Origin of the sequence: Pseudotamlana agarivorans, assembly GCF_018860245.1 — a bacterium.
GTDB lineage: Bacteria > Bacteroidota > Bacteroidia > Flavobacteriales > Flavobacteriaceae > Pseudotamlana > Pseudotamlana agarivorans_A.
Genome location: NZ_JAHKPD010000003.1, coordinates 17,644 through 30,584 on the forward strand (window position 1 = coordinate 17,644; position 12,941 = coordinate 30,584).

General features: G+C 35.8%; 11 protein-coding genes. 7 read left to right on the plus strand and 4 right to left on the minus strand.

The genetic code is table 11. The features are described from left to right. The first annotated feature begins 13 nt into the window (after positions 1 to 13). The 4 genes from KO493_RS00530 to KO493_RS00545 all read left to right on the plus strand — a co-directional run bounded on the left by KO493_RS00530 (position 14) and on the right by KO493_RS00545 (position 4,210). A complete protein-coding gene (locus KO493_RS00530) occupies positions 14 to 595 on the plus strand; it encodes a tRNA-(ms[2]io[6]A)-hydroxylase (RefSeq protein ID WP_216066003.1) in 582 nt (193 codons plus the stop codon). Positions 596 to 673: 78 nt separating this feature from the next. Further along, positions 674 to 1,543 carry a zinc-dependent peptidase gene (locus tag KO493_RS00535; protein ID WP_216066004.1) on the plus strand — a complete coding sequence of 290 codons (870 nt, stop codon included), beginning with the start codon at positions 674 to 676 and terminating at the stop codon, positions 1,541 to 1,543. A gap of 88 nt (positions 1,544 to 1,631) precedes the next feature. Further along, the gene (locus KO493_RS00540; protein ID WP_216066005.1) at positions 1,632 to 3,797 is read left to right on the plus strand and encodes an endonuclease MutS2; all 2,166 of its coding nucleotides are present in this window, start codon (positions 1,632 to 1,634) and stop codon (positions 3,795 to 3,797) included. After that, positions 3,794 to 4,210, plus strand: a complete 417-nt coding sequence (locus KO493_RS00545) for a thiol-disulfide oxidoreductase DCC family protein (RefSeq protein WP_216066006.1) — start codon at positions 3,794 to 3,796, stop codon at positions 4,208 to 4,210. Before KO493_RS00540 ends, KO493_RS00545 begins: the two co-directional genes overlap by 4 nt. Before the next feature lies 1 nt (position 4,211). Here KO493_RS00545 and KO493_RS00550 read toward each other — a convergent pair whose 3' ends face one another. Together KO493_RS00550 and KO493_RS00555 are read right to left on the minus strand one after the other, a co-directional pair. Further along, positions 4,212 to 5,033 carry a sulfurtransferase gene (locus KO493_RS00550; RefSeq protein WP_216066007.1) on the minus strand — a complete coding sequence of 274 codons (822 nt, stop codon included), beginning with the start codon at positions 5,031 to 5,033 and terminating at the stop codon, positions 4,212 to 4,214. Positions 5,034 to 5,220: 187 nt separating this feature from the next. Continuing rightward, entirely contained in the window at positions 5,221 to 6,546 is a 1,326-nt protein-coding gene (locus KO493_RS00555; protein ID WP_216066008.1) for a dicarboxylate/amino acid:cation symporter, read from the minus strand. A 323-nt stretch (positions 6,547 to 6,869) separates the two neighbouring features. On the opposite strand from KO493_RS00555, the gene KO493_RS00560 reads away from it, so the two are divergent. Next, positions 6,870 to 7,172, plus strand: coding sequence for a HigA family addiction module antitoxin (locus tag KO493_RS00560; RefSeq protein WP_216066009.1), 303 nt, complete (start codon positions 6,870 to 6,872; stop codon positions 7,170 to 7,172). Between the two features lie 167 nt (positions 7,173 to 7,339). Here KO493_RS00560 and aroC read toward each other — a convergent pair whose 3' ends face one another. Then, complete coding sequence (gene aroC / locus KO493_RS00565) at positions 7,340 to 8,401, minus strand: chorismate synthase (RefSeq protein WP_216066010.1); 1,062 nt, start codon at positions 8,399 to 8,401, stop codon at positions 7,340 to 7,342. Positions 8,402 to 8,589: 188 nt separating this feature from the next. Here aroC and KO493_RS00570 point away from each other — a divergent pair, with 188 nt between their 5' ends. Beyond that, entirely contained in the window at positions 8,590 to 9,435 is an 846-nt protein-coding gene (locus KO493_RS00570) for a UDP-2,3-diacylglucosamine diphosphatase (RefSeq protein ID WP_216066045.1), read from the plus strand. Positions 9,436 to 9,437: 2 nt separating this feature from the next. Here KO493_RS00570 and KO493_RS00575 read toward each other — a convergent pair whose 3' ends face one another. Next, on the minus strand, positions 9,438 to 12,350 hold the full coding sequence (locus KO493_RS00575; protein ID WP_216066011.1) for an FAD-binding and (Fe-S)-binding domain-containing protein: 2,913 nt from the start codon (positions 12,348 to 12,350) through the stop codon (positions 9,438 to 9,440). Between the two features lie 128 nt (positions 12,351 to 12,478). Between KO493_RS00575 and KO493_RS00580 the strand changes: the two genes are divergently transcribed. After that, entirely contained in the window at positions 12,479 to 12,934 is a 456-nt protein-coding gene (locus tag KO493_RS00580) for an outer membrane beta-barrel protein (RefSeq protein ID WP_216066012.1), read from the plus strand. Positions 12,935 to 12,941 lie beyond the last annotated feature (7 nt).

Below are 12,941 nucleotides of genomic sequence, written 5' to 3' on the forward strand. Positions count from 1 at the left end.
AAAATTGAAACACATGCTCGGTTTAAAATTAGCAACAGATCCAAGATGGGTCAATATCGTAGAGTCTAACATTGAGGAAATCCTCACAGACCACGCTTGGTGCGAACAAAAAGCTGCCACTAACGCGATTACCATCATTACTTTAAACTCTGAACACACCGATTTAGTGACCGAACTTTTAGAGCTCGCTAAAGAAGAATTAGAGCATTTTCAGATGGTACACGAAATCATTAAAAAACGTGGTTACACCTTAGGTAGAGAGCGAAAAGACAGCTATGTAAACGAGCTTTATAAATTCATGAATAAAGGCGGAAACCGCGTACAAAGCATGGTGGACCGACTTTTATTCTCGGCTATGATTGAAGCTAGGAGTTGCGAACGTTTTAAATTACTTTCTAAACGTATAAAAGACCCTGAACTTTCAAAATTTTATCACGACTTAATGATAAGTGAGGCTGGACATTACACCACATTCCTGAAATTTGCACGTCAATATGGTCAAGATGTCGATGTTGATACACGTTGGAAGGAACTTATTGAATTTGAAGCTAAAGTGATTCAGAATTACGGAAAGAGCGAAACCATTCACGGGTAATTAAGTCTTTTCAACGCATTAAAAACAACATAACAATCCTTTATACTTCAGGAACACTATTAAAAATAGCGCATTTTTATGACTCTAATAATATCTTTTGTTGTGATTTCTATCATCCTGTTTTTCGTCTGGAAACATAAAAACAAGAATAAATGGCAAAAGCCCACAACATCATTTCCTGAAGCATGGCGACCAATATTAATTGAAAAAGTAAATTTTTACAATGCGTTGAATACTAGTGAGCAAACAAAATTTGAATATCAAATCCAAGAATTCTTACTAAACTGTAAAGTAACCGGTATAAAAACAACAGTTGATATCACCGATAAAATACTGGTAGCTTCAAGTGCTGTTATCCCTGTTTTTGGTTTTGACCATTGGACCTATACCAGTATAAACGAAGTACTTATTTATCCCAATTCCTTTAATAAAGATTATAAAATAGAGGGTGAAAATAGATTTGTTTTAGGCATGGTTGGTACAGGCGCTATGAATGGCATAATGATTCTTTCAAAAAAAGCTTTACATCAAGGTTTTAAAAACGATACAGACAAGAAAAACACGGCCATCCACGAGTTTGTCCATTTAATTGATAAAACAGGAGGCCCAATTGATGGTGTTCCATCGGTCCTTATGGAAAAACAGTTTGCTATCCCATGGATTGACCTAATCAACAAAGAAATTGAAGAGATCTACAAGGGCACATCAGATATTAACCCTTACGGCGGTACCAATAGAGCCGAATTTTTTTCTGTAATTAGTGAGTACTTTTTTGAACGCCCTAAACTACTTAAAAGAAAACACCCTGAGTTGTATGCCCTTTTGGAAAAAATATTCAATCAAGATATGGCATCCAGAAACTTACAAAAGAAAGTATATCAAACACATCGAAACACTCCCTGCCCTTGTAATAGCGGTAAAAAATTCAAGAAATGCTGTGGTAAATAAAAGTATACAAGGCATTATTTTCCTCCAATCCATCTCAAACAGATTGATTAACTTTGCAATTCTCAAATCCTAGAGGCTATATTAAAGCATGATTCATATTCATCAAAAAACATTACAAGATTTAGAATTTCAAACGGTTTTACAACAAGTTAGTGAGCACTGTATTACGCCACTCGGTCATCAAAAAGCCTTAGAAATTTCACCATATAAAAACAAAGAAACACTACTTTTTTCTTTACAACTCACCAATGAGTACATATCATCGTTTTACAACGATAACCGCATACCAAATCACAGTTTCGATGCCATTACTAAAGAGTTACAGCTTTTAAACATTGAAAATACTTTTTTAGAAGTTCATGGCTTAAAGAAAATAGTCGCTATGTCCATAACTGTGAATGACATTGTTGTTTTCTTAAAGAAATTTGAAGAATATTACCCGAATCTATATCAATTTGCTTCACACATTGAAGTTACTAAACTTCTAATTGAAAAAGTAGACGCTATTGTAGACCGTTTTGGAGATATTAAAGACAACGCATCTACTTTATTATTTGAATTACGCCAGTCTCTTAATAAAGTAAAGGGCAAAATTAATGCGAGTTTCAGCACTGCTTTAAATACCTATCACAGTCTCGAGTATCTTGATGACATTAGAGAGTCTGTAGTGGACAACAAACGTGTATTAGCCGTAAAAGCCATGTATCGCCGTAAAGTTAGAGGGGCTATTATGGGTGGCAGTAAAACGGGGAGTATTGTATATATTGAACCTGAAACCACTTTACAGCATACCCGTGAACTCAATAATTTAGAATACGAAGAGCATGAAGAGATTGTTCGTATTTTAAAGGAGGTCACCGATTATATTCGTCCGTTTTTACCCTTATTAGAAGACTACCAGAACTTTTTGGTTGCTATAGATGTGATTTCCGCGAAAGCGAAATACGCCCAATCCATGAACGGCATTCTTCCTGAGTTTTCAGAAGAAAAAAGCATGTACTTACGTGATGCCTACCACCCTATTTTATATTTAAGTAATTTAGAAAAGAAGCAAAAAACCTTTCCGCAGACTGTTAAATTAAAAGAAGATAGCCGCATCATTGTAATCTCAGGACCCAATGCCGGTGGAAAAAGTATCACCTTAAAAACAGTTGGTTTACTCCAAGTGATGCTTCAAAGTGGCATGCTCATTCCTGTGCACGAACGTAGTAAAGTTTGCTTATTCGACCGCATTTTAAGTGATATTGGCGACAATCAATCAATTGAAAATCATTTAAGCACTTACAGTTACCGTTTAAAACAAATGAATTACTTCTTAAGAAAGTGTAATAAAAACACACTCTTCTTAATTGATGAATTCGGTACCGGTTCAGATCCTGAACTTGGTGGCGCTTTAGCAGAAACTTTTTTAGAAGAGTTTTACCATCGTGAAGCTTTTGGAATTATTACCACCCACTACTCCAATTTGAAGATTCTGGCTAACGAAATGCCTAACATGCTTAACGCGAACATGCTTTTTGATGAACGTACACTAGAACCGCTTTTTAAATTGGTAATCGGTCAAGCCGGAAGTAGTTTTACCTTTGAAGTTGCTCAGAAAAATGGTATTCCTTACGGATTGATAAACCGTGCAAAAAAGAAAATTGAGCGCAGTAAAGTCCGTTTTGACGCTACCATTGCCAAACTTCAAAAAGAACGCTCTAAGCTTGAAAAAACAGGACAATCTTTAAAGCAAAATGAAAAGAAGAAGCTTGAAGAAGCTGATAAGTTAGAAGAAATAAACGCTAAAATTCAAAAGAAACTTGAAAGCTATCAAGAATTGTATGATAGCAATCAGCGCTTGATTTATCTCGGACAAAAAGTTAATGATATTGCTGAAAAGTATTTCGAAAACAAACAAAAGCGTGAACTCATGTCGGAGCTTTTTAAAGTGGTTCAAATAGAAAACTCGAAACGTAAAAAGGTTACAGCCAAGCAGAAAAAAGTTATTAAAGCCAAAGAACAAAAGGTAAAACAAGAAGCTGAAAAGAAAGTTGAAGTGATTCGTGAAAAGAAAAAAGTAGCGAAACAAAAAGCTATTGCCGCCCCTAAACCAAAGCCTACTTTAAACCTAGGAGACCGTGTTCGCATGGAGGACGGACGCGCCATTGGTACTATAGATAAGATTGAAAAAAACAAAGCTGTTGTGAATTACGGCATTTTTACGACTAACGTTAGTATGGACCAACTAGAACTGGTTGAAGCAAAAAAATGATAGACTTACCAAAACATAAACAACTGATACTTTTTGATGGGGTTTGCAACCTTTGCGACAGCTCGGTGCAATACGTTATAAAACACGATCGCGAAAACAAGTTTTTGTATACGGCGCTACAAAGCGCTGTTGGAAAAGAAATTATTGATGCCTATAATATTGATGTGAATAAAACCGATTCCATTTTACTGTATTCACCCGAATTTGGTGTTAAATATAAATCTACGGCAGCCTTAAAAATCGCTACACAGCTTGGTTTTCCTAGAAATTTAATGGGTATATTTTTGATTGTTCCCGCATTTATTAGAAACTGGGTTTATGATTTTATAGCCAAAAACCGCTACAAATGGTATGGTAAAAAAGAAGCTTGTATGATTCCTACGCCTGAATTAAAAAGCAAGTTTTTGGAATAGACTATTCGCTTACCAAGCTCCCCCATTCGGTCCAAGAACCATCATAAACTGAAATATTTTCATACCCCGAAATGGTAGCTCCTAATGCCAAAACACAGGCCGTAATACCCGATCCACAAGAGAAAATAATAGGTTCATCTTTTTTAACTAATTTTTGAAAAGCTTTTTCTATGTCTGCCTTAGATTTTAATTTCCCTTCGGAAAGCAAATCTGTAAAAGACAAATTCACCGAATTAGGAATGGTCCCCATGCGCAAACCTTCTTTAGGTTCTGGTACTTTACATTGGTATCTCTCGGAAGCCCGCGCGTCAATAATGGTATGCGATTTGTTTTCTGAAGCCATTTTAACATCATTAAAAAACTGCATAAAACCAGGTTGTAATTCTGCATTAAAATCACCTGAAGTTCCTTGATAAAATTGTGCTTTTTCAACGGGGTAATTAGCCGCATTCCAAGCAGGAAAACCACCATTTAAAATCGCTACGTTTTCATAACCAAAAGCTTTAAACAACCACCAAACCCGGGCACTTGAATAAATACCTTTATCATCATAAACCACAATAGCAGAGTCGTTATTGATACCCAACTGACGTGCCTCTACTTGGAATTGAGCTTCAGAAGGAAACGCACTAGGAAAAGGATCGGCCACGTTGCTGAACTTCTGTTTAATATCAAAAAATCGAGCCCCCAGAATTTGCTCAGAGCTCTCATCAAAAACCTTCGCAATCGTCCCGTCTAAAACAACAAGATTAGGCGCCTCTAAATTTTCACGCAACCAATCCACAGAAACAACAGGCTCTGGGTTATTTATTTTATCAGACATAATTTAATGTATTAACACTTAACTACTTTTTCACTCCCTTTACTTAACTACTAAACTACTTTTATATACAGATCCCCAACTACTTAACTCCTTAACTCCTACTATTCATATAACTAATCCACTACTTAACTACTTCTATAAACAAAGCTACTCCACTCCTTAACTTCTTAACTCCTATTCTACTTTACTACTTTACAGATTCATACCCATCATCCCAATTCTCAGGTTTCGGGTCGTGTAATTTCCCTAAAGATTTCGCTACCAACATAGATACCGTAGCATCACCAGTAACATTCACAACCGTTCTTAGCATATCTAGAGGTCTATCAACGGCAAAAATTAATGCAATTCCAATAGGTAATAATTCAGCAGGAAACCCTATAGATTCTAACACGATCACTAGCATTACTAAACCTGCACTTGGCACTGCAGCACTTCCAATAGAAGCTAATAATGCCGTAGCGATAATCACCAATTGATTAGAAAAAGTTAAACCTTCAGGCCAAATGACCTGCATAATAAACACTGCGGCAATCCCTTGGTACAAACTCGTACCATCCATATTTACGGTAGCACCAACAGGTAAAACAAAACCAGATACTTCTTTATCGACACCCAAATGCTCTTCAACACGCTCCATAGTTACAGGTAAAGTAGCTGCACTACTACTGGTTGAAAAGGCTAATAATTGCGCCGGACTTATTTCTTTTAAAAACCACATTGGCGATTTTTTTACGTAAACACCTATTAAAAGAAGGTAGAAACAAATCATAAGTAATAATCCACCTATGACGCAAAATGCGTAAAAAAGCAGTTTAATAAGTATTTCGACGTCATCAAAAGCAATAATAACGTTTGCTAATAATGCAAATACTGCATAAGGCGCAAAAAGCATGATTAAATCGACCATTTTCATGACAACATCGTTAAGTGATTCGAAGAAGTCAACTAAAGGTTTGGCTTTCTTTTCGCCTATAAGCAACAAACAAATCCCTACGAATAGCGCGAAAAAAATAATTTGAAGCATAGAAGCTTCAGCGAAAGACTTAAAAATATTACTCGGAAAAATATCAACTAGCGCTTGTAATGGACCAGCATCCTTTTGAGCATTGGCTTTCATTAACTTATCGGTAACTCCTGCATCATTTTCGTATTTCAGTTTAATTTTTTCAATAGTGTCTTGAGGCATACCGTTTCCTGGTTTTACCAGGTTTACAATACTTAAACCGATAACAATAGCCACTAAAGTGGTTGCGATATAAATACCTAGGGTGCGTAAACCCATTGATTTTATTTTGGAAATATCCTTTAAATCTGAAATCCCTTTAATTAAAGACGCCAAAATTAAAGGTACTGCGATGAGCTTAAGTAGATTGATAAATATGGTCCCGAAAGGCGCTATCCAATCGGTAACAAAACCTTTACCACTATCGATGGAATTCATGATAAAGCCAAAAATGACTCCTAAAAACATACCAATTATAATCTTCCAGTGCAGTGCTAATTTTTTCATGGGCTATTTTAGTGCGTTAACAAGCCCGAAGATAAGTATTTTTCAAAATTTTAGAATTCTAAACCTAATAAATCTATGAATTTGGGTTGAATTGGTTTTAAATTGAAAGAATAATTAGGTTTAATTCACCTATTTATTAGAATAGCAAAAAGTAATTAAACGTAAAGAACAATCGCTAAGTCTTGTTACCAGTACAAACGTCACCCTGAACTCGTTTCAGGGTGACACAAAAACGATATAATCATCTATTAATCAACAACCTAATATTTATATATTTTTTTTACCTTAAAGCAAACAAAAACTACCAATCTCTAAAAAAGAACATGAAAAAACTAAATAACATACATCCTGGTGAAATTTTGAACTTTGAATTTCTTGAACCTCTTGAAATTTCGGCTTACCGCCTATCAAAAGATTTAAAAATACCGCAAACTAGAATTTCGGAAATTATAAAAGGAAAACGAAGAATTACCGCTGATACAGCACTGCGCCTGAGTAAATATTTTGGTAATTCAGCTAAATCCTGGCTCGGACTTCAAGACGACTATGACATTGAAGAAGAACAGCTCAAAAAGCAAGCAGAATTAAACGACATCAAACAGCACGATAGCAAAAACGTGGCTTAAGGCTCAAAATTCGCAAACAAGCCTAGCCCCGATTGAAACGGCATCCTTTTTTGTGCCTTTTCCGAAACTCGAATGAAGTACTGACTTTAGTTATTAGCAGACACATAAAGTCTAGTACTAAACAAAATCAGCACAAAAAAGATATAGTGTAAAGCGGGAAATAGCTTCTAATGATACATTTTATTAATTAAGAAGAAATCGGCTATCACTAAGGCTGCCATGGCTTCAACAATAGGTACGGCGCGTGGCACCACACAAGGATCGTGACGTCCTTTACCTTGCATTTCAACGGTGTTTCCTTCTTTATCGATGGTTTCATATTTCTGAATTAGGGTTGCTACAGGCTTAAAAGCGACGCTGAAATAAATGTCCATGCCGTTGCTTATCCCCCCTTGAATACCACCTGAAAAGTTCGTTTTTGTAGAACCGTCGTTGTTGAATTTATCGTTATGATCGCTTCCGTACATGGTACTTCCTTCAAATCCGCTTCCATACTCAAAACCTTTTACGGCGTTGATTGAAAGCATGGCTTTACCTAGTTCGGCATGTAATTTATCGAAAACAGGCTCGCCAAGACCAGCAGGTACATTTTTAATCACACAACTTACAATACCACCAACGGTATCGCCTTTTCCGCGAACTTCCTTAATATATCCTTCCATTTTGGCAGCCATATCTTGGTCTGGACAACGCACAATGTTAGATTCTACTTTTGTAAGGTCTAACTCATTATAAGGCTTATCTAATTTCATAGCACCAACCCCAGAAACATAGGCGGTGAACTCAATGTTTGCTAGCATTTGTTTGGCGATAGCTCCTGCCACCACACGACATGCGGTTTCACGTGCAGAACTGCGTCCGCCACCACGGTAATCACGAATACCGTACTTTTTATCGTAAGTATAATCGGCGTGACTTGGACGGTAACTGTCCTTTATATGTGAGTAATCGTGAGATTTCTGGTTGGTGTTTTCAATCACAAAACCTATTGAGGTTCCAGTAGTAACACCTTCAAAGATTCCTGAATGAAATTTAACCGTATCAGGCTCTTTACGTTGCGTAACAATGGCTGACTGCCCTGGTTTACGTCTATTTAATTCATTTTGTATCGCTTCTAAATCTAATTTGATTCCAGAAGGACAGCCGTCAATTACACCTCCTAATGCAGGTCCGTGAGATTCACCGTAAGTCGTTAAATTAAATAGTTTTCCGAAGGAATTACCAGCCATAATAAATATTTTTTGCTAAAGTAAATCTATTCTTAGAAATACGAAAACTAAAAAGCACTAAGACCGTTGATTCCTGCAAAAAATTGCGTAACAATAGCTTAACAATATACTTATAATTAGATAATTATGTGGTAATACCCAAGTAACACTAAAGTATTTTATTTATGTAAATAAATTAAACTCCGTTGATTATTAAAAGAAAAATAGAAATTGCAGTTATTTCCGATGTCCATTTAGGCACTTACGGTTGCCACGCCAAGCACTTACTTACCTACCTAAATAGTATTGCACCAAAAAAACTCATCCTTAATGGCGATATTATTGATATTTGGCAATTTAGCAAACGCTACTTCCCTAAACCGCACCTAAAAGTAATTAAAAAAATCATGTCTATGGCCGCTAACGGCGTTGAAGTGATTTATATTACCGGAAACCACGATGAAATGCTAAGAAAATTTAGCAATACGACTATTGGAAACATTTCTATTGTTGATAAATTGGTTTTAGAACTCGACGGAAAAAAAGCTTGGTTTTTTCATGGCGATGTGTTTGATATTTCGATTCAAAACGCAAAATGGTTAGCCAAACTCGGTGGTTATGGCTACGACCTGCTCACTTTACTTAACAAATTGGTAAACTGGTACTTGGAAAAATGCGGAAAAGAACGCTATTCTTTATCTAAAAAGGTTAAAAACGGCGTAAAAGGTGCCATTAAATATATTAATGACTACGAAAAAGTGATTTCTGAAATTGCTATTGAAAATGGTTATGATTATGTGATTTGCGGACACATACACCAACCGAAAATGTCATATATAGAAACCAAACTAGGTAATACCACCTATTTAAATTCTGGCGATTGGGTAGAAAACTTTACCGCTTTAGAATATCAATTTAAACGTTGGAAAATCTATAATTTTAGTCAAGACAAGCTAGCACCCTTTATAGTTCATGATGATTTTGCTGAAATGGAAGTCAAAGACCTCATTGCGGCTATTACTATTGTTGGTCAGGATGAAAAGGTAAAATTCTAGCTTTAAATTAACGCTTCTTTTAATATGGTAATTGGGTGCTTCGCTTCACGTTGAGCGCCATCTTTAATTTGATGTCTGCAACTGGTGCCGTTTGCAGCGATAATAACATCTGCTGAAGCTTTTCGAACCGCTGGCAACAAGGTTTGCTCGCCGACTTGCATGCTCAACTCATAATGCTCTTTTTCAAATCCGAAACTCCCCGCCATACCACAACAACCACTAGGAATTATTGTTGCTTTATAATTTACTGGAAGATTTAATAATTTGAAGGTTGACATTTGATTACTCAAAGCTTTTTGATGACAATGCGAATGAATTTTAACTTTTTTAGAATCTGAATTAAATTGTTTTACTGAAATATGACCTTTTTCAAGTTCTTGAAGTAGAAAATCTTCAATGATATAGGTGTTTTGGGCTATATTTTTTGCTGCTTCAACATCATCAGCTAGCATTAAATATTCATCTTTAAAAGTATAAATTGCTGAAGGTTCTATCCCTAGTAAAGGCGTTTCTTCTGAAATTAAATCTTTAAACGCAGCAACATTATTGATAGCACATTGTTTTGCTTGATCTAAAAATCCTTTTGAAATGAAAGCGCGCCCCGATTCATCATGTTTTACAAATTCAACCTTATAATTTAAGCCTTCTAACAATTGAATAGCATCAACCCCAATTGAAGATTCTAAAAAATTGGTAAACTCATCGACAAATAAATAGACTGTTTTAATATATTTTTTTGATGATATTTCTACTTTAAGGCTATTAATATGGTGATTTAAACTTTTAGGTGATAATAAAGGCATACTTCTATCTGGCGCAATTCCTAAAGTCTTTTTTATTAAACTTGACGTGATCTTATTTTCAAAAAAGAAATTGGTTAAACCTGGTAATCGAGAAGCATATTGATTCACTTTATTGTTATATGCAAACAATTTAGTTCGTAAATCTGTTCCGTTTTCCTTTTGATATTGGTATAAAAACTCTGCCTTCATCACTGAAATATCCACCGTACTCGGACATTCATTCAAACACGCCTTACAGCTTAAACACAAATCGAGTACCTCTTTTAACTCCTCATGATCGAATGGGTTTTTACCAGTTTCGGTGTTTGTTAAAAACTCACGCAAGGCATTGGCACGGGCACGTGTACTGTCTTTTTCATTTCGAGTAGCTCTGTAACTGGGACACATAGTACCGCCCATTTCTGGAGCTTTTCGGCAATCGCCACTTCCATTACATTTTTCCGCTTGACGTAAAATACCTTCTGAATGCGAAAAATCTAAAAGGGTTTCAATTTCTGGTTCTTTACGATCGGTTTCGTATCGTAAAGCTTCATCCATAGGAAAAGCATCTACTATTTTACCTTGGTTAAAGATATTCTCAGGATCGAAAACGGTTTTAATACGTTTTACAATGTTATAATTTTCCTCACCTATTATTAGTGGTATAAACTCCGCACGAACAATGCCATCACCATGTTCACCAGACATAGAGCCTCCATATTTTTTAACCAAATGCGCCACATCGGTGGTGATTTTTCGAAATAGCTTAACATCTTCACTAACTTTTAAGTTTAAAACAGGTCGCAAATGCAACTCCCCCGCTCCTGCATGGGCATAATAAATGGCTTTTTGGTTATAACCATCCATGATGGCCGTGAAATCATTAATATAATTGGCAAAATCAGGTAAAGTCACCGCGGTATCTTCAATACAGGCAGCAGATTTTGTATCGCCAATAATATTTCCAAGTAATCCTAAGCCTGCTTTTCTAAGTTCAATGGCTTTATCGATATCTTCATCAAAAAGAATGACGTTCGCATAACTTAAGCCTTCTTCGTTAAGGGAGTTTACCAAATTATTAGCAGCTTTAAGGACGTCCTCTCGGTTATCAGCTTTAAGCTCGCACATTAAAATGGCTTCGGGGTCGTCAACAATAAACTGTCGGTTTTCCTGCTGCTTCAAATTGTTTTTAGTGCAGTCTAAAATGGTTTTATCCATCATTTCACACATGTATAAATGATGCTTCATACAGGTAGTCACAGCGGTTAACGAATCTTCAATGGACCTGAAATGCGCTGCCACCATAATGCGTTCACTTGGTGGTAAAACATCTAATTTCAAAGTGATTTCGGTTGTAAAAGCAAGCGTACCTTCACTCCCTGACAGTAATTTGCAGAAGTTGAAAGGTTTGTTAGAAGCTTCAAAAACTTCAGAATCAATCAACATATCTAAAGCATAGCCTGTATTTCTTCGGTGTATTTCTGGTTTAGGAAAATTATTGTGTATTTGCTTTTTAACGGATTCACCTGATAATTCCTCATAAATAGTTTTATAAATGGTTCCTTCTAAAGATTTTAATGCTTGCTTTTCTTTGAATTCTGCAGTTGTTAATGCTCCAAAAATAGCATCATCTCCATTACTTAAAATGGTTTTTAATTCTAAAACCTTATCGCGCGTAACACCAAATTGTATGGAGGTTGTTCCAGATGAATTATTTCCAACCATACCACCAATCATACAACGGTTCGAAGTAGATGTATCTGGCGAAAAGAATAATCCGTAAGGTTTTAAAAACAAGTTTAACTCATCTCTTACCACCCCAGGTTGTACCGTTACCGTTTTTTCTTTTTCATCAACACTTATAATTTTTGTAAAGTGTTTTGAGACATCAACCACGATTCCATCTCCAACACATTGCCCTGCTAATGATGTTCCCGCTGTTCTAGGAATTAGTGTACTGTTTGTATCCTTTGCAAAAGCTATCAGTTTTTTAATATCATCAGCATTTTTAGGATAAGCGACTGCTTGTGGCAATCGTCTATATACAGAAGCATCGGTGGCATAAATGGCTTTAATTAAATCGTCAAAAAATAGTTCTCCGGACAACTCCGTTTTTAAAGTACTTAATGTCATATAGATATAGAATATAGTGTCGTTACAACGGTAAACCCAAGGTTATAAAGACAAGGAATTACGTATAACAGTTAAGAAATATACTGAAATTAAGTATATTTATCTTAATTAATTAAACTTAAGAATTTATGAAAAAATTTACATTATTATTTCTTTTTACCTTCATACTAAGTGTATCAAGTGTATTTGGACAAGCAAGAAAAGAATTAAACTTTGGCTTAATTGGTGTCAATTATGAAATCCCTGTACATAAAGACATCACTATAGCTCCTGCTGTAGCCATCGATTTTGATTTAGATTGGATTAACCTTGGCGTAAAAGCGAATTACTATTTCGATAGCCTTTTTGAAATCACTGATGAAGCATGGGATGTTTACGGAGGTATTAATGCTGGTTATGCCATTTACAACGGCCATGACCACGATCATGATAATGGTCATGACCATGACCACAGCAGTTTTGATGCTGGTTTACAAGTTGGAGGTCGATGGTTCTGGAATGAGAAATGGGGTGTATTCGCCGAAATAAGCGGTGGTCACACCATTGGTGCTATGCCTTCAATTGGAGTAACTATGAAATTATAGTAGAATT

What these genes read in the sequence shown, in the direction of transcription:
- KO493_RS00530 (WP_216066003.1), top strand. Translation starts at nt 14, where the DNA reads ATGCTCGGTTTAAAATTAGCAACAGATCCAAGATGGGTCAATATCGTA.
- KO493_RS00535 (WP_216066004.1), top strand. Translation starts at nt 674, where the DNA reads ATGACTCTAATAATATCTTTTGTTGTGATTTCTATCATCCTGTTTTTC.
- KO493_RS00540 (WP_216066005.1), top strand. Translation starts at nt 1,632, where the DNA reads ATGATTCATATTCATCAAAAAACATTACAAGATTTAGAATTTCAAACG.
- KO493_RS00545 (WP_216066006.1), top strand. Translation starts at nt 3,794, where the DNA reads ATGATAGACTTACCAAAACATAAACAACTGATACTTTTTGATGGGGTT.
- KO493_RS00550 (WP_216066007.1), bottom strand. Translation starts at nt 5,033, where the DNA reads ATGTCTGATAAAATAAATAACCCAGAGCCTGTTGTTTCTGTGGATTGG.
- KO493_RS00555 (WP_216066008.1), bottom strand. Translation starts at nt 6,546, where the DNA reads ATGAAAAAATTAGCACTGCACTGGAAGATTATAATTGGTATGTTTTTA.
- KO493_RS00560 (WP_216066009.1), top strand. Translation starts at nt 6,870, where the DNA reads ATGAAAAAACTAAATAACATACATCCTGGTGAAATTTTGAACTTTGAA.
- aroC (WP_216066010.1), bottom strand. Translation starts at nt 8,401, where the DNA reads ATGGCTGGTAATTCCTTCGGAAAACTATTTAATTTAACGACTTACGGT.
- KO493_RS00575 (WP_216066011.1), bottom strand. Translation starts at nt 12,350, where the DNA reads ATGACATTAAGTACTTTAAAAACGGAGTTGTCCGGAGAACTATTTTTT.
- KO493_RS00580 (WP_216066012.1), top strand. Translation starts at nt 12,479, where the DNA reads ATGAAAAAATTTACATTATTATTTCTTTTTACCTTCATACTAAGTGTA.